Genomic DNA, 22,007 nt, shown 5'->3' with positions numbered 1-22,007 from the left:
CAGCAGAAATACAACCATGAAAAAAGATAAAAAAAAATACACACAGCTTTTCTATTATGGGTTCGCGTTAGTCTTTGCCATGTCATCATGCACGAAAGACTATATCGATCCGTCGAGAGCATTAAACGACGAAGCCTTATCGTCGTCCCAGGCACTCACGGATATAAGCATCGGACTACAACGGACTTACAGTTATTTGAGAACAAGTAATATCTACAATAAAGTAACGGCCAATGGATTCGTAACCAATGAACTTCTACTCAGAAACGAAGGGAATATACCCGAATTACAATTAAGTACAGGAGGCGCCACGATAGACGGCACAAATACAGTGCTAGCAGGTTTATGGACAAGTAGCAATAAAATCATTTATGATGCCAATCTTATTATACAAAACGCAAAAAATATAGCTGATAAAAACCGTGCTAGTGGTATAATTGCGTACACCACCGTGCTGAAAGCGCTTTCCTTAGGTGATTTAGCTATGAATTGGGAGCAAGTACCCGCCAACATCGGTCGTAATGCCCCTTTTGTGGACAGAATGGAAGGATACAAAATGGCGATTGCAGGTATTGACAGTGCCTTAGTTCTGACGGAGATGGACTCCATCAGTAGTGCCTTTTTACAAGACATCCCAACAGCGAGTATTGACATAAAAAACACGCTATATGCATTAAAAGCTCGCTTCTCTCTCTATCTGGGAAATTATGAGGATGCGCTGACCGCATCGGAGCTGGTGGACCTTCAAAAAGCGTCTGTATTTGCTTACGACAATGTTTCTCCGAATCCTATTTATACATTCGCCACTTCGACAAACAATGTGTTTCAGCCAAAGGACGCGCATTTGGGGTTACCGGAACCATTATATCCCGATCCCAACGATCAACGTGTATTGTTTTATATCGAAAACGCCAACCCTGCACCACCAGCTGTACGCATCAAAGGATTTTCGTTCACCAACGAATCACCAATTCCCCTGTATTTGCCAGGTGAAATGCTTTTGATCAAGGCGGAAGCTTATGCCCGTACTGCGAGACCCGACCTGGCACTGGCAGCGCTCAATCAGGTTATCACAAAAAGACCGAGCAATGACATCTACGGCCTTGGGGCTGCCATGCCGGCGTTGTCAGGATCTTTCAGCACGGAAGAACTCCTAACATTGATCTACAAAAATAGGTGTATCGAATTATTTATGTCTGGTTTAAAGTTAGAAGACATGAGAAGATTTAATCGGCCGCAATCGGAAATGAAAAGGAACTTTTTTCCTTATCCGTTTATAGAAAGAGACAATAATCCCAATACGCCCCCCGACCCTACATTTTAACCTAAAAATAGGTGTCTGTACACGGGCACCTATTCGCTTCTTATCTTTTAAAGACAGCCTTTTTTACGTCCCATCTTAACAAGTATGCAAATCAGCAAATATTAACACTTCCATAATCTTAAAGAAATATAAACAAAATTAAAAATGCGCATTATTGCAATATAATGGAAAATATTATGCGTTTTTATAAGTATTTTAATAATAAAAATGCATTAAATTGCAATTTTTATTTTTATTTTGTAATCTTGTAATATTAACCAACACATGAAGGATTACAGCCTTCTATCAAAACCAATAAGCTGAATCGGAAGATTGAAATAATGTGTAAACCAAACCAGTATAGCTTGAAAAAACTCAAATAACAATCATAATTGACCATTAAAAACAACCAAAAAATGAAACGAAAACTACTTCTATTTTTCGTATGGCTATTTCTTTCACCGGCCCTTCTGCTGGCACAGGAAAAAACGGTCACAGGCAGGGTCACATCCGAAGCTGATCAATCTCCGCTCCCCGGCGTATCGGTCAAGGTTAAAGAAACGAATCAAGGAGTGACCACAAATGATATTGGCTCCTATTCTATTAGCGCAAAGATTGGCCAAACGCTTGTTTTCTCTTACGTAGGATCGAACACAAAAGAGATCCTTATCGGACAAGAGAATGTTATCAATATTCAACTCGCAGTGAATGAAACAACTTTGAACGAAGTTGTAATCGTTGGTTTTGGAAAGCAAAAGCGAGCGAATTTAACGGGAGCTGTTTCCACGGTAGATGTACAAAAGACTTTTGAGACGCGTCCGATAACTGATCCTGTCAGAGCGTTGCAAGGGACCGTTCCAGGATTGACTATTACCACACCTAGTGGAGATTTGGGAAGCAACCCAACGATCAGATTGAGAGGAGCAAGAGGATCAATTAATACAGGTACCGCTGGTGCGCAACCACTTATTCTAGTTGATAATGTCGAAGTACCTTCTCTTCAAATGATTAATCCCAACGATATTGCAACCGTGTCTGTTCTTAAAGATGCAGCATCAACATCTATCTATGGTACTCGAGCTGCTTGGGGAGTAATATTAATAACCACAAAATCAGGAAAACGAGACACACCCAGTCGGATTACTTATACAAACAATATAGCGCTACAGAAACCGACAAAAACACCGAAAATTGCCGACGCAGCAGCAGGTACCCGAATGGCATTAGACGCGGCGATACGAAGAAATCCGTCACAACCCTTTTATTCGAGTTTAGGTGTACGCTTTGATGAATTGGCAATCCAAAAAATGGAAGAATGGGAAAGTCTTTATGGCGGTCAAGACCTTGGACCTGAAATGGTGGAAGGTCGTGATTTCGAAGTAAGGGATGGCGCTTTATTCTTTTATAGGCCATGGGATGCTCCGGGGATGTATATGAAAAAATATACGCCTCAACAAAACCACAATTTGAGCATTAATGGGGGAAGTGATAAAATCAATTATAACATGGGATTTGGGTACTTAAATCAAGACGGTATATTGAAAGTTAACCCGGATCAATACGATCGATATAACCTTAACTTAGCCGTCAATGCTTCGGTAAACAAATGGTTAGACGTGCGTACGAAGGTACTTTACTCGAACTCTAAACTAACCGAACCTTATTCATATAATGGAGATACCTATGATCCCTGGTTCTATCTATATCGATGGCCTAAAACATTTCCCTATGGTACCTACCAGGGTCAACCCTTTAGAAATGCAATTACCGATGTAGAACAGGCAAATATGACAAGCACAAAATCAAATATGACCCGTCTAACAATAGGTGGTACTGCAAAAGTCCTTCCAGGATTAACATTGGACGCAGATTACACCTATACCAAGGTTAATGATCTAGAGCATATCGTAGGCGGATCGGCTAAAGGATGGAATTATTGGAACGGAAATCCAATGGTCCTTGAAACCTATACGACCCCGGCACATGACCGGGTTAGAAAGAACTCCAGTTGGGAAGACCGACATGTTTTTAACGCATATGGAAACTATGCTAAAGAATACGGTGATCATGCATTTAAAGCATTATTGGGGACAAATCTGGAAGTGTTTCAAAATGGAAATCACTTTTCCCAGCAAATGGGGTTAATGGATCCTTCTAAAGGAGAATTTGGATTAGCTACCGGGGCACAAACCGTGGGAGGAAGAGTTCGACATTGGTCAACACTTGGCTATTTCGGACGCATTAACTATGCTTTTCAAGATAAATTCTTGCTGGAACTTAATGGAAGGTATGATGGTTCCTCTAGGTTTCCCGTAAACGACAAATGGGCCTTTTTCTCTTCGTTCTCTGCAGGTTATGTTTTATCACAAGAGAAGTTTATGGAGTTCGCCAAACCCTATTTAAGTTTTTTAAAAATAAGAGGATCTTACGGAAGTGTGGGTAATCAAAATGTTGGTGAAAATGTTTTCTTACCAATTATGACGGCCTATTCAACAGGCGATCTGGCGGGACAATGGTTAATAGGCGATGCGTTCATGCCAACTTTTCAGAATCCAACAGCCGTGTCCGAAACGTTAACATGGGAACGAGTTACTACTACGGACTTTGGGTTGGATGCAAATTTTTTTAATGACAAAGTCAATCTGAGCTTTGACTGGTATAATCGTACGGTTAGCGATATGTTAAGTGCGGGGCTTACCCTTCCCTCCTCTTTTGGAGCTATTGCACCTATACTAAATGCAGGAAAAATGCAAACAAAGGGTTGGGAGCTGACGATCGGCTATAACCACACGTTCAATAATGGACTTAACATAAGTGCTACGGGTCAATTAAGTGATTTTACAGAAAAAGTAATTGAATTCCCTGGTAATTCAACAAAAATTTTCACACAAACGATCGCGAATTCCCCTATTTATGAAGGACAGGTAAGTGGTGAAATCTGGGGTTATGTCACGGATCGCTTTTTTACAAGAGACGACTTTCAACAAGATGCAAATGGTAATTTACTTACCGATGAAAGAGGGCGATACATACGAGTCGATGGTATCCCTTCTCAAGAAAGGTTTGAGGGAACGAGTCCTTGGTTCTTTTATGGTCCAGGCGATATTAAATACAAGGATTTAAACGGTGATGGGTTAATCACCGATGGAGAAAACACGGTTGATAATCCCGGTGATCAGAAGATTATCGGAAACTCTACACCACGGTGGCAATATGGATACCGAATGGATTTTAGCTATAAAGGTTTTGATTTTGGATTTTTCTTACAAGGCGTTGGCAAACGAGATCTTTGGGCTGCAGGCACGATGGGGATCCCGGGTTTTAGAGCTGCCGAGGGTTGGTATCAACATCAATTAGATTACTGGACACCTGAAAATCCAAATGCTTTTTACCCACGGCCAACCGATCATGAACAGAATAGGAGCAACAAGAATTTTCTTGTACAAACGAAATATTTACTCGATATGTCTTATCTACGAGTTAAAAATTTAACCTTGGGGTATTCATTACCTCAAAAGCTAATCAGTAAAGCAAAAATTCAAAATTTACGAATCTTCTTCAGTGGAGAAAATCTATTTGAGTTGATCGACAATGTGAATATCCCGATTGATCCCGAAACGGATTATACATCCTGGGGATTAAATGATCCTAATTCTTTCGGGAGAGTCTATCCTTATCGAAGAACCTATTCATTAGGCGTTCAACTAACCTTATAAAATTACACTTATGATACGCAAAATTTCAATATATATTTTCTTCATCTTACTGTTCACCGGATGTAAGAAAGATTTCCTTGAGCGAGATCCCTTGGATGAACTTACAAATAATGATTACTGGTCTAGTGAAAATAATGTGAGAACATTTTCCTATGGTTTTTATGAACGTTATTTCAGAGGATATGGAAGAGGTAATACATGGGGCGACTACTTTTCGGGCGAAAGTCTAAACGACGACTTTGCAAACAGCGCACCCGCACAATTTGTTCAGATAGTCCCTTCTTCTGCTGCCGATGCAGCTTGGACATTTGAATGGGTACGAAGAGCTAATGTTATGTTAGCAGGAATACCCCAAGTGCCTATGGAAGAGGAAGCAAAAAATCATTGGATAGGTGTAGCTCGCTTTTTTCGAGCATTGGAATACCACCGACTCGTAAGTCGTTTTGGAGATATGCCCTGGTTCGATCAGGTTATAGACGATCAGGACACGGAACTACTTTATAAAAAAAGAGATGCTAGGCAATTTGTTACAGACAAAATGTTAGCGGATTTTCAGTTTGCAGCAGAACACGTACGTCTTCAAAATGGGGAGAAGGGACTAACTGTTAACAAAGATGTGGTATTAGCTTTTATGTCCCGTGTGTTTCTATTTGAGGGAACCTGGTTAAAGTACCACGAAATCGATCAGGAAAAAGCAAAGACTTATTTGGAAGCAGCGAAATGGGCGGCAAACGAGCTTATTCTATCAGGTAGGTATACACTTGGGCCAGACTACCGTTCTTTGTTTAATTCGCTGGATTTAAGTACAAACCCGGAAATGATTCTGTATAGAAAATATGCAATAGGTATTTTAACTCATGCGCTGCACAGTAATAACAATAAAGAGCCTCAAGCTGGCATTTCAAAAAATGCACTTGAAAATTACTTGTGTACAGACGGGCTTCCTATAACATTATCCAAAGTTTATAAAGGCGATAAATCAATTGATAATGTTCTCATCGATAGAGATCCACGAATGCTTGGCACAATTGTACCTGAATTAAGGCTCCAAGGAATTGCGACCAATTATTCTACCTCCGGGTATTCAGTTCATAAATTCCTTAACGAATCTATTAAAGACCTTCCAGAAGGGAATCTGAGCGGAAATCCGACTGATGCGCCTATCATTCGATATGGTGAAGTACTGGTCAATTATGCGGAAGCCTGTGCGGAACTCGGTACCATCAATCAAGAAGATCTTGATAAATCTATCAACGTACTTCGCAAACGAGGAAATCTCACAAATAAATTACCTGATTTACAAGTATCAGGTTCTTCTGCTATGGTTAATAATGTTGTCTATTCCGACCCAGCTAAAGATTCGGAAATATCTTCTATCTTATGGGAGATTAGACGTGAACGTAGAGCTGAACTGATGATGGAGGGTTTTCGATTGAACGACTTAAGGCGTTGGAAGAAACTGAGCTATGCAGATACAAGAAATAATGTAAGCATCAATCGCGGCGCCTGGATTAACAAAAACGATTACCTGGATAGTAATGGGAAAAGCCGAGTAGCAAATTTGGTTTTAGATGGTGGTGGTGATGTTGGCTATATCATTCCAGCTTTCCGGGCTGAATCCCAACGTGTTTTTGACAATGACCGGGTGTATTTATGGCCGCTCCCGATCGATCAAATTACGCTTTATCGAGAAAACGGATCGGAACTTAAACAAAACCCCGGCTGGTAATCGTCAAATGAACTTCACCCAGTTAAAGTACTATTTCGGCAAAAAATAAAATATCTTTATCTTTTGCCGAAATACCATAAAATAATTTTCCTCAATCAAGAAAAAATGCGATGAAACATATACAATTTCTCCCCTTTCTGTTATCCCTATTTATTTTTTCTTATGCTTCTTGCTCACAGCGTCCACAGAGCCAACAGCATTCAAAGCAGAAAGAAAAGCTGCACAGGTCAGTTGGTGAAATACTTCCAGGTGCAGACCAGCTGGAAGCTTATTTACCTATATTAAAAGGTAAAAAGGTAGGACTCATGGGAAATCAAACTTCTGTAGTCGGGCCAGATAAAAAACATTTGGTAGACGTGTTATTAGCGAATAAAATTGACATTCAATTTGCATTCGCGCCTGAGCACGGCTTTCGGGGCAGTATAGAACGGGGCGAAAAGGTAGCCAATGATATAGACGAAAAAACAGGCTTACCGCTGCATAGTTTATATGGAAAAAACGAAAAGGCTGATTCAATTGTTCAATCCATTGATGTCATGCTATTCGACCTACAAGATGTAGGTGCCCGCTTCTATACCTATATTACATCGATGCATCGTGTTATGCAATTATGTGCTAATCATGGAAAAAAAATGATTGTATTAGACCGTCCCAACCCAAATGGAGATCAGGTAGATGGTCCTGTCAGAAAAGATGATAAGTATAAATCGAATATCAGCTTTCACAAAATCGCAATGATTCACGGTTTAACGGTAGGTGAATTAGCCCAGATGATCAATGGTGAAGGATGGTTAGATCAAGGAAAGAAATGTGACCTCACGGTTATTCCGATAAAAAATTGGGATCATAAAACACCCTATCAATTACCGGTGGTCCCATCCCCTAGTCTACCAAACTATGTTTCCGTTCGTCTATACATGTCACTATGTCTATTCGAGGCAACTGATGTGAGTGTGGGAAGGGGTACCGATTGGCCCTTTCAGGTATTGGGTTATCCAAACCCTTCATTCGGTGCATTCTCTTTTACACCAGGCTCCAAACCAGGTATGAGCGCCCATGTTGAACAACAAGACAAAATATGTTATGGATTGGATTTACGACAGGTGGATCCCAAAAATTCAACTTTTACCCTCAACTACTTACTGGATTTTTATACGTTATTTAAGCAAGCAGGCATGGCCGATCGATTTTTCGCTCGACCCGATTTCTTCAACAAGCTAGCCGGTAACGACAAACTTATACAACAGATTAAAGCGGGGATGACGGAGAATCAGATTAAGGACAGCTGGAAACCGGAGCTCACTGCCTATAAAAAAATGAGAAAGAAATACCTGTTGTATCCAGACTTTGAATAGCAAAAACTTATGTTAATCCCACTTATTGTAAAGACAGTAGACACTATCTGAATTAAAAACATTAGCCGTGATGAAAAGAATAATCATCCTTTTTCTAGTCCTTTTCGTTGAAAGAACCGATGCACAAGATTTTCTTTTTGCACATGTTACCGACACACATGTGGGAAGTGAAACCGGTGCTGAAGATTTAAGGAGAACGGTTACCGACATCAATGAAAACAAAGACTTAAAATTTGTGATCGTTTCCGGTGATATTACTGAATTCGGTGCTGATAACGAGCTGAAACTTGCCAAACAAATATTGGACAGTATCAACATCCCTTATTATGTTATTCCCGGCAATCATGATGCCAACTGGTCAGAAAGTGGTGGAAACAGCTTCCGGCAAATTTTTGGTTCTGAAACGTTCTACTTCACATATGAGGGGTATCGCTTCGCCGGCACCAATTCGGGACCCAATATGCGAATGAGCCCAGGTCAAATTCCAAGGGAAAACCTACTTTGGTTGGATTCAGTATTAAAGCTCGACAATGAATTGCCACTGATTTATATCAATCATTATCCGCAGGATTCTTCCTTAAATAACTGGTATGAGGCAATAGACCGTATCAAGAAACACAATGTGCAACTTTTTCTTTGTGGACACGGTCATCAAAATAAAGCCTGCGATTTCGAAGGTATCCCGGGTGTAATGGGACGTTCAAACTTAAGAGCAAAAAAGAATACAGGCGGTTACAACATAGTACATATATCTTCTGATCAGGCTATCTACCAAGAACGAAATCCAGATAGTCTTACACAATCGCCCTGGTTAGCAGTTGCTTTAAAAAATCATCATTTTGAAAAAAAAACTAACGTATACTCTCGTCCCTCCTACACAGTAAATGAAAAGTTTAAACAGGTTCAGGAAGTGTGGACTTTCCAAGACAAGAGTGATATAGGCGCCGGTCTTGCAATGGCAAAAGATAAATTGATTACCGGCAATACATTGGGCGAAATATATGCACTGAATTTAAATACAGGGAAGAAAAGCTGGTCCTATCAAACCCAAGGAAAAATATATGCGACCCCAAGCGTCTGGAAAAACACAGTAATCGCCGCCTCTTCTGACAGTTGTATTTACGGCATCGATATACAAAATGGGAAACAAAAATGGAAAATCAAAACGGATAAAGCTGTATTAGGATCTCCTATTATTTATAAAGGCATTGCCTATATTGGTGGTTCTGACGGTGTTTTCAGAGCCATTTATATCAAATCCGGTAAAATAAAATGGTCGTTCGAAGGATTAAAGGGCTATATGTCCGCGAAACCCCTCATTTATAAGAACAAGATCTATTTCGGTACTTGGGGAAATGAGTTTTATGCATTGAATCGAAATACCGGAAAAGCCATCTGGCACTGGAGCAATGGTGCTTCTAGCAGAATGCTCTCACCGGCAGCCTGTTATCCGGTCGGAACCAATAATCGAATTTTCATTGTGGCGCCCGATCGTTATATGACAGCCCTCGACGCGCGAAACGGGAAGGTAATCTGGAGAAAAAAAATGGACAATTATCGTGTTCGCGAAAGTATCGGACTTTCTACTGATCGCACCCTGGTATATGCTAAAACTATGGATGGGCAACTAATTGGTGTATCAACAAAAGCCAATGATATGAAGGTAGTTTGGCATTCAGCACTGCAACTGCCTTATGAATTGGCACCAACCGCTATTGAAGAGTCAGCGGATATTGTTTGGGTGCCCAGTAATTCCGGGTTATTATCAGCTGTTAGACGTGCCGATGGGAGTCTCATCTGGCAACATAAGATTTCAAATTGTCTGGTGAACCCTTTGCTACCTTTGGATAAAAAGCATATCGCAGCCAGTACCATGGATGGAAAAATTGTGAAATTAAAATTTAACTGATGACAAAGCTTACCCTTTTTTGTTTCACCCTTGGTCTGTGCTTTGCTTGTGCATCAAAACAATTCAAGCAAAATCAACATGCGGTGATTCGCATCAATCAACTTGGCTATAGTCCACAAGGCATAAAAGTAGCGGTTTGGGGCTCTCTACATCAAGAAGATATTGATTCGTTTAGTCTGGTAAATGCACGCACTGAGCAAAAAGTATTAACAATCCAAGCTGGTAAATCGTATGGCGCATATGGCCCTTTCCAACAAAGTCGTCGATTGAATTTTTCTAATTTTACCGATACCGGGAGCTTCTATATTCTGGCCGGTAGCACACAGTCACCTACCTTTCGGATAGCACCCGAAGTGTACAGAGGGACGGCTGATTTTGTACTTCGCTATATGCGTCAACAGCGAAGTCTATTTAATCCATTCCTCCAAGATAGTTGTCATACGCATGACGGCTTCACTTTATATGCATCAAAAGCAGGTCTGCCCGACAGCACCAAAATTGACGTGGGAGGAGGTTGGCATGATGCATCAGATTACCTGCAATATTCCACTACGTCCGCAAATGCGATCTATCATTTGTTAGCCGCATATAGGGACTTTCCAGCTGTATTTACGGATCAAAAGCAAGCAAACGGACTCGAAGGCGCCAATGGTATCGCCGATGTGTTAGACGAAGCGAAATGGGGACTAGACTGGTTATTAAAAATGCATCCTGAACCGCATCTTATGTTCAACCAAATTGCCGATGACCGTGATCACGCCGGAATGCGAATGCCTGCCGAAGATGCCTTTTACGGTCGAGCTTACGAGCGCCCGGTTTACTTTATCGATGGACGGCCACAACAGCGCGGAAAATTCTCAAACAATACAACCGGCACGAGTTCTACTGCTGCCAAATTCAGTAGCGCTTTCAGTATAGGAAGCCAAATCTTTACAGCTATAGATGGTAATTATGCGCATCAGTTAAGAGTTAAAGCAGAAAGTGCGTACCATTTTGCCAATATAAAGCCCGGTGTTACTCAGACCGTTTCAGTAAAATCGCCCTACATCTATGCCGAAGACAATTGGGTAGATGACATGGAATTAGCAGCGGCAACCAATTTACAGATGACAGGTGATATTAAATTCAAAAACGAAGCATTACAGTACGCAAGGCAGGAGAAAATAACGCCGTGGTTAGAAACTGACACCGCTGCCCATTATCAATGGTACCCCTTTATCAACCTTGGCCATTATGAATTAGCGAAGCAATTGGATGGAAAACATCGGGAAGAAATTATTTCTTATTATCGGACAGGAATAGAAAAAGTTTGGACAAGGGCAAAACAAAATGCGTTCTTCCGTGGTGTCCCTTTTATTTGGTGTAGTAACAATTTAACAGTTTCATTTGCCATTCAATGCTTATGGTATCGAGATTTAGCGGATGATGAATCTTATGCAGAACTCGAACAATCAAATATCGACTGGCTCTTTGGCTGCAATCCTTGGGGAACAAGCATGGTGTACGGTTTACCGCATAATGGCGACAACCCTACAGATCCGCACTCCGCATTTACACATCTGAAAAACTTCCCGATAGACGGTGGCTTGGTGGACGGCCCGGTATACGGCAGTATATTTAACCAGCTTATTGGTATTGAATTGGTTAATCCGGACGAATATGAAGCATTTCAATCAGACTTGGCGGTATACCACGATGACTATGGTGATTATAGCACGAATGAACCCACCATGGATGGTAGCGCTTCACTCATTTATTTATTAGCCGCCAAAGAGCACGAGTTGTTGGGAGGAGCTCCAATAAAAAAGTAGTTATGGATCCTTATGGTGCTATCATCAGAGGTGATTATAATCGTAAGGAGATCGCGTTGATATTTTCAGCCGACGAATTCGCGGAAGGAGCAACGACTATCCTTCGCCAATTGCACCAACGAGAAATCAAAGCCTCCTTCTTTTTAACAGGTAGATTTTTGGACAATCCAACAAATGAGTTATTAATTTCGCGTATGCTTAGGGACCAGCATTATGTCGGTGCACACTCGGATCAACATCTACTTTACTGCGATTGGACAAAAAGGGATAGCCTATTAATAGATAAATATACGTTCGATCAAGATCTTTCACAAGTTTACAGGAAGTTAGAGCGGTTTGGTGTCAATAAAACCAAGGCCTCCTTCTTCTTACCCCCCTACGAATGGTATAATAAAGAAATAAGTGAATGGACTAGCAATCATGGATTACAATTAATTAACTTTACGCCCGGAACCTTGACAACTGCTGACTATACCATCCCAAATATGGGCAAACGATATCGTTCATCGGAAGTCATATATGACTCCGTTCTTTCCTTTATGAAAAAAGACGCACATGAACTGAGGGGATTTATTATGTTAATTCATCTAGGTGTAGGGCCGCATAGAACGGACAAATTTTACAATAGATTACCTAACTTAATAGACACTTTAATAGACAAAGGATATCAATTCAAAAGAATAGACGAGCTTTTGAAACAATAATATGCGTGTTTTTTAGTTTTACATATATAAAAATGCACAAAAGTGCATATCTTAGTTGAGTGGAAATTTGACTGTAATAGTTAATAATAACGATGGAGAATACAACTGAAAAAGAATCTTACTACAACGACCTGGAAAAGATGTCGGTTAATGAGTTGCTAACTAATATTAATAAAGAGGACCAAAGTGTACCCGAAGCGGTAAAAAAATCAATCCCACAAATAGAGGCCTTGGTAAAAACTACGGTCGAAAAAATGGAAGAGGGTGGCCGTCTTTTTTATATAGGAGCAGGTACTAGCGGACGCTTAGGTATATTGGATGCCTCCGAGTGCCCGCCCACTTTCGGTGTACCATTCGACTGGATCGTAGGATTGATAGCAGGAGGTGACACTGCGATTAGAAAAGCTGTAGAATTTGCGGAAGATGACAAAGGACAAGCATGGAAAGACCTCAGTGAACACGGCATTAACAATAAAGATGTCATATTGGGTATTGCTGCTTCTGGCTCTACACCTTACGTAATTGGCGGGCTAGAAGCCGCCAATGCGGCCGGACTCACAACAGGTTGTTTAGTTTGTAACGCGAATACACCCATGGCAAAAATCGCGAAATTTCCGATAGAGGTAATTACGGGACCTGAATTTGTTACCGGCTCAACACGAATGAAGGCAGGCACGGCTCAGAAACTCGTACTGAATATGTTAAGTACCTCGATCATGATCAAGCTCGGAAGAGTAAAGGGGAATAAAATGATAGATATGCAGTTAACCAATACAAAATTATTCAACAGAGGCACCCGCATTATAATGGAGGAAACCGGCGTTAATCAAGAAAAAGCGAACGAGCTACTTGAAAAATATGGCAGTGTCAGAAAGGCTATAGAGTACATGCAGCACCCGTAAGCTTAATCTCAGCTATTCAAATCACATCCTGTAAACTGTAAAACATCTTTTAAGTATGTCTCCGATTACCTTGCTAAGTTTTCTCTTGATTTATTTTGGGGTTTTAATCTTAATTGCGTATTTAACATCCCGAAAATCATCTGATAACGCTACATTTTTTATCGCAAATAAGAGCTCTAAATGGTATGTGGTTGCCTTTGGGATGATTGGTACAGCTTTGTCGGGTGTTACGTTTATATCCGTTCCGGGAGCTGTTGGCAACGGGAGTTTCGGTTATTTTCAATTCGTACTGGGCAATGCCGTTGGATTCGTCATTATAGCCTTAGTGCTTTTGCCTCTTTACTATAGAATGCATTTGGTTTCTATCTATTCGTATCTCGAACGTCGATTGGGGTTTTATAGTTATAAAACCGGTGCAATGATCTTTTTGATTTCAAGAACGATCAGCTCGGCATTTCGGCTCTACTTGGTGGCTATTGTCCTACAACGGTTTATTTTTGACGCTTGGCATATTCCTTTTGCGCTTACCATAATTATATGCCTTTTGCTTATATGGCTTTACACACATAAGGGCGGATTGAAGACAATTATTATAACCGATTTATTGCAGACCTTCTTTCTGTTGCTTTCCGTGGTACTATCTATTTATTTTATTGCATCCAGTTTAAATCTTAACTTTTTCGATACCATTGAAACGGTGAAAAACAGTAGTTATTCAAAGATTTTCTTTTGGGATGATTTTATGGGCAACAAAGCCAATTTTTGGAAACAGTTTTTGGGCGGTATTTTTGTCACCATCGCCATGACGGGGTTAGACCAAGATTTAATGCAGAAAAACTTGAGTATGAAGACAATCGGTGAAGCCCAAAAAAATATGCTCACTTTTACAACAATCTTCATTTTCATTAATCTGTTTTTTCTATCAGTTGGCGCTTTGTTATACCTATACGCTGCAAAAAACAATATTGATGTTTCGCAATTGCGAACGCCGGATCACCTGTATCCTGAGATAGCGCTGAATCATCTAGCCATTGTACCAGGCATTATCTTTATGCTTGGGTTAACGGCAGCAACCTTTGCTACAACCGACTCGGCGCTTACGGCACTTACCACTTCATTTTGTGTCGATTTTTTAAATTTCAACAAAAAGAAAGACCCTAATGACCATAAACTGATCAAAACAAGAAATACAGTCCATTTTGTGTTTTCTTTTCTGATGTTAGTGGTCATTCTTATCTTTCGTTTAATTAACGATGATTCCGTTGTCAATGCAATTTTTATAGCGGCCGGATATACATACGGACCGCTTTTAGGTCTTTTTGCTTTCGGCATGTTATCCGAGCGCTCTGTACGGGATAAATTGGTCCCTTACATTTGTCTTATCTCACCGATACTGTCTTACTTCGTTGAATCTTGGCTGAAAGAATCGATCGGCTATACCGTTGGATTTGAACTAATTTTATTAAATGGATTCTTAACTTGGTTCATGTTGTTGATCACCAGCAGCAAGCGAAAGGCAGAAGGCGACGGAATAAGATTTGAGGTTGGAAGAAGTAATGGGGTAAGTAACAAATAGCCAACGACCAATAACAAATAACCAACATTACACCTTCACGTATACTCCCTTCTTGTCCATCACATAACAGATCACCCAGAGCAACGAAAGAAAACAAATAGCATAAACAAATGATCCGACTTCAGGAGGTCCCGGGAATCGGGCACAAATGGACGTGTAAAACCATCTCAACGGTGAAGTGTAAGAAGGATTACCAAGCTCATCAAATCCATTTTCAATTCGTATAAGCGATAGTGTTTTCGGTATCAAGGCACTCATTACAAAAATGAACAATGGATTTTTGCCAAACACATCAAAAAATTTCGTAACGCCGTTTTTGATCCCTTTAATCTCTAAAAACCAAATCAGTACGCTTAAGGTGGTAATAGCCAATCCACTACTATAAAGGACAAAGGAGCTCGTCCATATTTTTTTGTTTATAGGAAAAACCAACCCCCAAGTTAGCCCTGCCAAGGTTAGTAAGGCGGCAACAACCATTAAGCCACTTATAGTTCGATAAACAGGAGTAGGCCGTTCACCCACTTTTGAACTTAATTGAATATATTGCCCTGCCAAAAAACCTATAACAACTTGGATAACCGCCGTAAAGGTACTAGCAATACCTTCGGGTTCGAATGGTACACCTTCACCTTTATACATATGGGCAATACCCAGCACCGCTATATCGAGCTTTGTTCCAAACCAGCCCTGTAAACTATAAGGGTCTGTTTCCCCAAAAAACACACATATACTCCAATAAAAAAGCAATACCAAGACACCTAAGCAAATGATCGCTTTGTTTTTTAAAAAATAAACCAAAATGGACGCAAAGCAATAACAGAGTGCGATTCGTTGCAATACGCCTAATATACGTACACCACTAGTCGAGTTGACAGGATCTATCCAATATTTAATAAGAAGAGAATCATGACTCCATTGCACAAAGGGGTACCAGTTAAGCAAAAGACCAATCAGAAAAATCAGCATCGTTCGCTTCAGCATCTTCTTCCAGAATACACGATCACCCTGAACGCGTAACTTTGGAATCACAAAAGCCATTGCATTACCTACAGCAAATAGAAAAAAAGGGAACACTAAGTCAGTTGGTGTACAACCATGCCAGGGTGCGTGTTTTAAAGGTGAAAAAGCATAACTCCAACTCCCTGGGTTATTAACGAGAATCATCAGGGCCACCGTTGCCCCTCTAAAAACATCGAGCGAATAGTAGCGTTGGTTCATCTAATTTGTTCAGGCAAGAAAATATGCATCTCTTTATCTATTGTGTATAAAGCTACAAATTCATAACTGAATATGCAAAAACATTAGAAAAACATGCACAAAAACGCACCCATGATCATTAAAACGTTCATATAACAACCAATAGGGTACTATAAATAAATTTCGTTTTTGCAGCTGTAACAAGTATATGATTTTATGTAACGACTTAGTTAATCAAATGCCTTTTTGTCATCGTTGGTTCATAATACCTTTACAACGTCTCCGAGAATCGCAGACATGGGCTGTCAGCAGCATGATTTGGCTCGTTTTTTGCTATAGAAATACTGCAAAAAAAACTGTATAAAACCCTAAAAATCAGACAACTTTTTTGCTTTTCAATCGTTAATAAGAAAAATAATTTTTGTACTTTTGCACACTTTATTAAAGAAAGGGGCATATAAATAATTAATGAGACAGCTCAAAATAACCCAGTCGATTACTAACCGTGAATCGCAATCGTTAGATAAGTATTTGCATGAAATTGGTAAAGTTGACCTAATTACAGCAGAGGAAGAAGTAATACTTGCCCAAAAGATCAGAGAGGGCGATCAAGCTGCTTTAGAGCGTTTAACAAAAACCAATTTACGTTTCGTGGTTTCGGTAGCTAAACAATACCAAAATCAAGGGCTTACACTTGGAGATCTTATCAACGAAGGAAACTTAGGATTGATCAAAGCAGCTAAACGTTTTGATGAGACCAAAGGTTTTAAATTTATTTCTTACGCTGTTTGGTGGATCCGTCAGTCTATCTTACAAGCAATTGCAGAGCAATCACGTATCGTTCGTTTACCGTTAAATCAGGTAGGTTCATTAAGTAAAATCAGCAAGGCTTTTTCACGCCTGGAACAAGAATATGAACGCGAGCCTTCACCTGAAGAATTAGCGGATATTTTAGAAACTACTGTGGACAAGATCTCTGACACCTTAAGCAATTCGGGTCGCCATGTTTCTATGGATGCACCTTTTGTTCAAGGGGAAGAAAACACCTTGTTAGACGTATTAGAGAACCATGATCCAAATACAGATAGCAATTTGATCGATGAATCGCTTTCTGAAGAAATCAAACGCTCTTTAGCAACGCTAACGGAACGCGAGCGTGAAATCATCGTTCTGTTTTTTGGTCTGGGCTCCAACCATCCGCTTTCTCTTGAAGAGATCGGTGAGACATTTAACCTCACCAGAGAGCGTGTGAGACAAATAAAAGACAAAGCCCTACAACGTTTACGCCATACTTCACGGAGTAAAATATTGAAGTCTTATCTAGGATAAAACTCTTCAATCATTTCATAAATCAATAAAAAAGCAGCCTACAATGGCTGCTTTTTTATTGATTTATTTCGTAAAGCCATTCTCGAAACGGTCTGACCACACCAGTCAAAAAAATTATCAAATACTCAATAAAACCTTTTTAAAAACATAATATTTTATAGATTTGTCAAAAATAAACCTTATTAAATTTCAAAATGACAAATCAAATCCAAACAGAATTTCAAAACTGGATTGAAAAAGAAAAGACAGCATTGCAGCTGACTACCACCGTAGGGCAGCTTCGTTTTGAACGCTCTATTGAGCTTATGCTTTTTCGAAAGCCGCTATTTGATATCGGTAGCAGTGAAGTATTAGCGATTCATCAAGATGCGCGCAACGTGACACAAAAGGACATCTCCATCTATGAAACATTAGAGCTCGCGAAAGCAATTAAAACAAGCAACCTAGCCCCTAGTCGAATCGATTTAGGAATGCTAACACTCCAATGGATCGAGCAGCATCAACGATATTCTTCCATACACGATTTTATTACAAAAGAGTTGGCCAACCATATAGGCGCAAACAAAGTAAAATTGACACCAAAAGACGTTGTTTTATTCGGCTTTGGTCGGATTGGCAGGCTATTGGCTAGAGAAATTATATCACAAACGGGTAAGGGTGAACAGCTACGCCTTCGTGCAATTGTCGTGCGCGATCTACAAAACGGAGATCTTCAAAAAAGAGCCGACTTATTCAGTTATGATTCCATTTATAAAAATTTTAAAGGTACAGTAAACCTTGATCAGGAGAAAAACTGCTTAATTATCAACGGTCAATTGATTCAACTAATTACCAGTCATAAACCCGAAACAATTGATTACACCAAATACGGAATCGATAATGCCTTGCTAATCGACAATACCGGTATCTTTCGCGATCGCGAAGGGCTTGGCAAACATCTTCAAGCAAAAGGAATCAGTAAAGTACTATTAACAGCACCGGGAAAAGACAATATTCCAAACATCGTAGCAGGCGTTAATGAACAGCAATTTCATATCAGTAAAGAAAATATCTTTTCCTGCGCTTCCTGCACAACAAATGCTGTAGCGCCTATATTGTTGGTAATTAATAAACATTTCCTGATAAAAAAAGCACACATAGAAACTATTCATGCCTACACGAATGATCAAAACCTTTTAGACAACTTCCATAAAAAAGAACGCAGAGGTCGAGCTGCTCCAAGTAATATGGTTATTACGGAAACCGGTGCAGCAAAGGCTCTTTCCAAAATAATTCCGAGGTTAAACGGAAAACTCACCGGAAATGCAGTTCGCGTTCCCGTGTCAAGTGGCTCATTGGCAATCTTAAATTTACAGTTATCAAAAACCGTCACAAAAGAAATAATCGAAAATACGTTGAAACACGAGGCTTTATTTGGTTCAATGTCTGAGCAAATTGATTACTCTATATCAAAAGAACAGGTAAGCAGTGATGTAGTGGGAAATAGCCATACTTGCATTATCGATGGTCAAGCGACCACCATTTCGGACGACGGCAAAACGTTGATTATATATGTTTGGTACGATAATGAATACGGATATAGCAGACAGGTAATTCGATTGGCAAAAAAACTTGCCAATGTAGTTCGATTAACTTATTATTAATGAGTTTACTATACAAAAAGAGGGCACTGAAAGAGTGCCCTCTCCTTTTAATGCAATAAGTAATGCGCTAAATTAGTCAATTAAACTAACGCTTCTCTTTACAAAATTTGTCAGTTCAGAGCCCACCAACAAACCATTAGACAATAATGCTAAATCAAAAGCTTGTTTTGCTAAATTCTCTTTTTCCTCGTCATCAGCAGCGCTTAGGATACGTTTAATTAGCGGATGATTACCGTTGACCGAAACCTTATAGTTATCTGGTAAATTACCATAAAATCCCATACCACCGCCATTTTGAGCCATATCTTTCATTCTCCGCATAAATTCATCCATGGTAACTGTTACAGGCATTTCTTCTGCGTTAAGTGCGGCCACCTCTACCTGCATATTATCCTTCTTGATCGCTTTCTCGAAAAGACTTTTAACCGTTGTGCTTTCTTCTTCACTCAATACCAATTCCGTTACATCGTCCTTTTGAATCAACTTATCCAACACGTCCGAATCAACTCGTTTTAATTGTGTGTTTTCTGTTTTTTGTTCCAAGTAGCTTACAAAATGTCCGTCAATCGGAGAATCGAAAAGCAATACATCATAACCTTTTGACTTCGCACCTGAAATAAAACTGTCTTGCTTAGCGGCATCATTTGCATACAGGTAAATCACTTGGTCATTTTTATCTTTTTGAAGATCCTTCACCTTCTCTGCATACTCTTTTAAAGTATAGAACTCTTTATCCACATTTTGAACCAGGACAAAATCACCGGCCTTTTCAGCAAACTTATCCTCACTGACTATGCCATATTTCACGAAAAGACCGATGTCTTTCCATTTTCCTTCAAAACCCTTGCGATCCGTTTTAAACAACTCGCTCAGCTTGTCAGCCACCTTTTTAGTTATGTAATTGCTGATTCGTTTCACATTGCTATCGGCCTGCAAGAAACTACGTGAAACATTCAACGGGATATCAGGTGAATCAATAACCCCATGCAATAGCATCAAAAACTCAGGGACAATATCTTTCACCTCGTCGGTAATGAATACTTGCCTCGAGAACAACTTGATTTTATTTCGTTGTAGATCGAAGTCGTTTTTAACCTTTGGAAAATACAATATTCCGGTCAAGTTGAAAGGATAATCCACATTAAGATGAATCCAGAACAACGGTTCTTCAGAAAAAGGATATAATTCACGGTAGAAATTCAGATAATCTTCATCTTTTAATTCAGCGGGAGATTTAGTCCATGCCGGATTCGTATTATTGATGATATTGTCAACCTCAATGGATTTATATTTAGGTTTACCCTCTTCATCTTGGCCGTCTTCTTCTGATTTCGTCTTCGTTCCGAATTTAATAGCCACCGGTAGAAAGCGGCAGTATTTATTTAAAATTTCTTCAAGTTTCGCCTTGTTTAAAAACTCCTCAGATTCCTTATTAATATACAAAATCACGTCCGTACCGCGACTTGTTTTTTCGCCATCGGTAATTTCGTAGGAAGTGCTACCATCACATACCCAGTTCGCTGCTTGAGCACCATCCTGATACGAAAGAGTCTGAATCTCTACCTTATCAGCTACCATAAAGGCCGAATAAAAACCAAGACCAAAACGACCTATAATTTCATTCGCATCCTTTGCTTCTTTAAACTTCTCCATGAATTCGGTAGCACCCGAAAAGGCAATCTGATTAATATACTTTTTCACCTCTTCAGCCGTCATACCGATCCCCTTATCAGAAATGGTAATCGTTTTCGCAGCTTCATCAAACGAAATTTCAATAGTTGTGTCACCAACTTCACCGGCATACTGCCCTAAAGAAGCCAACCTCTTTAGTTTCTGCGTAGCGTCGACCGCATTTGACACTAATTCTCGTAAGAATATTTCATTATCGGAGTACAAAAACTTCTTAATTACCGGAAATATATTCTCGGTATGAATTGAGATGTTCCCTTTTTCTTGCATAATATGATATTTATAGATAATTCCTAATTGTAAACAAAAAGTCATCAACAAGCAATGTTCCAAAAGACACAGACAGTCAGTATGACAGCTCACAACTGACAAAAAAGCCGGATTCCATCTAAGAATCCGGCTTTTCACTTTCTTATAATACGAGTTTGTTGCTATTGCGGAATATTCACAACAGTTGGTTGATCCCCCCTATTCAAGTATTCATTAAAATGCTCCGCTAAGTTGCTTATGGTCTGATAAGCATATTCCCGTTGTTTGTTCCAGCTCCCCTGGTTAACACGCGTCATATTTTTTTCTAAAGGAATTGGTTTTACTTTGGCCGGAACGATTTTACCATACCGATCCTTGATATATGGCTGATATGACAAATCAGTGAACCAATAACGGTACCCCTCGCCCACTTTTTCAAAAACCAACTTATAGTTTACATCTCCTGCTATATAGTTTCCAATCGTCGCATGTCTCTTCAAGGTAGTTTTACCTGCCACTGTCACACGTTCCTGTCCGTCCGCTGCCAGTGTTGAAGCATTCGTTTCAAAAAATTTACTGATATAGCTTTCTATGTGCTGCTTATCGTCTAGCTTCGAAGCCTCTTCCTGATGATAAACCACATATTTTCCATTTTGATCCGTTACGAATCCCCCTGTATTTATTTGTCCGCTCGTATCAGCAAAAAGCCCCACGAATAAGAACATTACAAAATTTACCATCTCAATTCAATTTAATGTTATCACTATTTACTACATCCGAAGCAGCTCCCACCCTGCTTCATACCTATCAAATATAGCAATTTACATACAAAAAACCTACTTAAAAAGATTAAAATTCGATTAGAATCAGAATAATATTTTGTTTTTTATAAAAA

The 22,007-nt window shown here is 39.7% G+C and carries 14 protein-coding genes; 11 read left to right on the top strand and 3 right to left on the bottom strand.

The features are described from left to right. Positions 1-16 precede the first annotated feature (16 nt). From RYH73_RS21855 to RYH73_RS21815, 9 genes are all read left to right on the top strand, one after another. Positions 17-1,324, top strand: a complete 1,308-nt coding sequence (locus RYH73_RS21855) for a RagB/SusD family nutrient uptake outer membrane protein (protein WP_335315614.1) — start codon at positions 17-19, stop codon at positions 1,322-1,324. Positions 1,325-1,719: 395 nt separating this feature from the next. Beyond that, positions 1,720-5,019: a SusC/RagA family TonB-linked outer membrane protein gene (locus RYH73_RS21850; protein WP_335315613.1), complete on the top strand. Its 3,300-nt coding sequence runs from the start codon at positions 1,720-1,722 to the stop codon at positions 5,017-5,019. Positions 5,020-5,029: 10 nt separating this feature from the next. Continuing rightward, a complete protein-coding gene (locus RYH73_RS21845; RefSeq protein ID WP_335315612.1) occupies positions 5,030-6,748 on the top strand; it encodes a RagB/SusD family nutrient uptake outer membrane protein in 1,719 nt (572 codons plus the stop codon). Positions 6,749-6,858: 110 nt separating this feature from the next. Then, on the top strand, positions 6,859-8,103 hold the full coding sequence (locus RYH73_RS21840; RefSeq protein WP_335315611.1) for an exo-beta-N-acetylmuramidase NamZ family protein: 1,245 nt from the start codon (positions 6,859-6,861) through the stop codon (positions 8,101-8,103). Between the two features lie 70 nt (positions 8,104-8,173). After that, entirely contained in the window at positions 8,174-10,012 is a 1,839-nt protein-coding gene (locus RYH73_RS21835) for an outer membrane protein assembly factor BamB family protein (RefSeq protein WP_335315610.1), read from the top strand. Continuing rightward, positions 10,012-11,823, top strand: a complete 1,812-nt coding sequence (locus RYH73_RS21830) for a glycoside hydrolase family 9 protein (RefSeq protein WP_335315609.1) — start codon at positions 10,012-10,014, stop codon at positions 11,821-11,823. Before RYH73_RS21835 ends, RYH73_RS21830 begins: the two co-directional genes overlap by 1 nt. 2 nt (positions 11,824-11,825) lie before the next feature. After that, positions 11,826-12,527 carry a polysaccharide deacetylase family protein gene (locus tag RYH73_RS21825; RefSeq protein WP_335315608.1) on the top strand — a complete coding sequence of 234 codons (702 nt, stop codon included), beginning with the start codon at positions 11,826-11,828 and terminating at the stop codon, positions 12,525-12,527. Between the two features lie 92 nt (positions 12,528-12,619). Beyond that, on the top strand, positions 12,620-13,429 hold the full coding sequence (gene murQ / locus RYH73_RS21820; RefSeq protein WP_335315607.1) for an N-acetylmuramic acid 6-phosphate etherase: 810 nt from the start codon (positions 12,620-12,622) through the stop codon (positions 13,427-13,429). A gap of 55 nt (positions 13,430-13,484) precedes the next feature. Continuing rightward, positions 13,485-15,005 (top strand): sodium:solute symporter, encoded by a 1,521-nt coding sequence (locus RYH73_RS21815; RefSeq protein ID WP_335315606.1) that lies wholly within the window; start codon positions 13,485-13,487, stop codon positions 15,003-15,005. Positions 15,006-15,032: 27 nt separating this feature from the next. On the opposite strand, the gene RYH73_RS21810 is transcribed toward RYH73_RS21815, so the two are convergent. Next, positions 15,033-16,223: an acyltransferase family protein gene (locus RYH73_RS21810; RefSeq protein ID WP_335315605.1), complete on the bottom strand. Its 1,191-nt coding sequence runs from the start codon at positions 16,221-16,223 to the stop codon at positions 15,033-15,035. Positions 16,224-16,670: 447 nt separating this feature from the next. On the opposite strand from RYH73_RS21810, the gene RYH73_RS21805 reads away from it, so the two are divergent. Together RYH73_RS21805 and RYH73_RS21800 are read left to right on the top strand one after the other, a co-directional pair. Continuing rightward, entirely contained in the window at positions 16,671-17,531 is an 861-nt protein-coding gene (locus RYH73_RS21805) for a sigma-70 family RNA polymerase sigma factor (protein ID WP_013666518.1), read from the top strand. Positions 17,532-17,725: 194 nt separating this feature from the next. Further along, a complete protein-coding gene (locus RYH73_RS21800; protein WP_335315604.1) occupies positions 17,726-19,174 on the top strand; it encodes a glyceraldehyde-3-phosphate dehydrogenase in 1,449 nt (482 codons plus the stop codon). A gap of 72 nt (positions 19,175-19,246) precedes the next feature. Here RYH73_RS21800 and htpG read toward each other — a convergent pair whose 3' ends face one another. Both htpG and RYH73_RS21790 read right to left on the bottom strand, forming a co-directional pair. Continuing rightward, a complete protein-coding gene (htpG, locus tag RYH73_RS21795; protein ID WP_335315603.1) occupies positions 19,247-21,133 on the bottom strand; it encodes a molecular chaperone HtpG in 1,887 nt (628 codons plus the stop codon). Between the two features lie 161 nt (positions 21,134-21,294). After that, a complete protein-coding gene (locus tag RYH73_RS21790; protein ID WP_335315602.1) occupies positions 21,295-21,852 on the bottom strand; it encodes a hypothetical protein in 558 nt (185 codons plus the stop codon). Between the last annotated feature and the right edge of the window lie 155 nt (positions 21,853-22,007).

This window comes from Olivibacter sp. CPCC 100613 (assembly GCF_036959255.1).
Classification (GTDB): Bacteria; Bacteroidota; Bacteroidia; order Sphingobacteriales; family Sphingobacteriaceae; genus Olivibacter.
The sequence above is the reverse complement of the archived record's forward strand: the minus strand, read 5'-3'. Positions and strand labels throughout refer to the sequence as shown.

What these genes read in the sequence shown, in the direction of transcription:
- RYH73_RS21855 (WP_335315614.1), top strand. Translation starts at nt 17, where the DNA reads ATGAAAAAAGATAAAAAAAAATACACACAGCTTTTCTATTATGGGTTC.
- RYH73_RS21850 (WP_335315613.1), top strand. Translation starts at nt 1,720, where the DNA reads ATGAAACGAAAACTACTTCTATTTTTCGTATGGCTATTTCTTTCACCG.
- RYH73_RS21845 (WP_335315612.1), top strand. Translation starts at nt 5,030, where the DNA reads ATGATACGCAAAATTTCAATATATATTTTCTTCATCTTACTGTTCACC.
- RYH73_RS21840 (WP_335315611.1), top strand. Translation starts at nt 6,859, where the DNA reads ATGAAACATATACAATTTCTCCCCTTTCTGTTATCCCTATTTATTTTT.
- RYH73_RS21835 (WP_335315610.1), top strand. Translation starts at nt 8,174, where the DNA reads ATGAAAAGAATAATCATCCTTTTTCTAGTCCTTTTCGTTGAAAGAACC.
- RYH73_RS21830 (WP_335315609.1), top strand. Translation starts at nt 10,012, where the DNA reads ATGACAAAGCTTACCCTTTTTTGTTTCACCCTTGGTCTGTGCTTTGCT.
- RYH73_RS21825 (WP_335315608.1), top strand. Translation starts at nt 11,826, where the DNA reads ATGGATCCTTATGGTGCTATCATCAGAGGTGATTATAATCGTAAGGAG.
- murQ (WP_335315607.1), top strand. Translation starts at nt 12,620, where the DNA reads ATGGAGAATACAACTGAAAAAGAATCTTACTACAACGACCTGGAAAAG.
- RYH73_RS21815 (WP_335315606.1), top strand. Translation starts at nt 13,485, where the DNA reads ATGTCTCCGATTACCTTGCTAAGTTTTCTCTTGATTTATTTTGGGGTT.
- RYH73_RS21810 (WP_335315605.1), bottom strand. Translation starts at nt 16,223, where the DNA reads ATGAACCAACGCTACTATTCGCTCGATGTTTTTAGAGGGGCAACGGTG.
- RYH73_RS21805 (WP_013666518.1), top strand. Translation starts at nt 16,671, where the DNA reads ATGAGACAGCTCAAAATAACCCAGTCGATTACTAACCGTGAATCGCAA.
- RYH73_RS21800 (WP_335315604.1), top strand. Translation starts at nt 17,726, where the DNA reads ATGACAAATCAAATCCAAACAGAATTTCAAAACTGGATTGAAAAAGAA.
- htpG (WP_335315603.1), bottom strand. Translation starts at nt 21,133, where the DNA reads ATGCAAGAAAAAGGGAACATCTCAATTCATACCGAGAATATATTTCCG.
- RYH73_RS21790 (WP_335315602.1), bottom strand. Translation starts at nt 21,852, where the DNA reads ATGGTAAATTTTGTAATGTTCTTATTCGTGGGGCTTTTTGCTGATACG.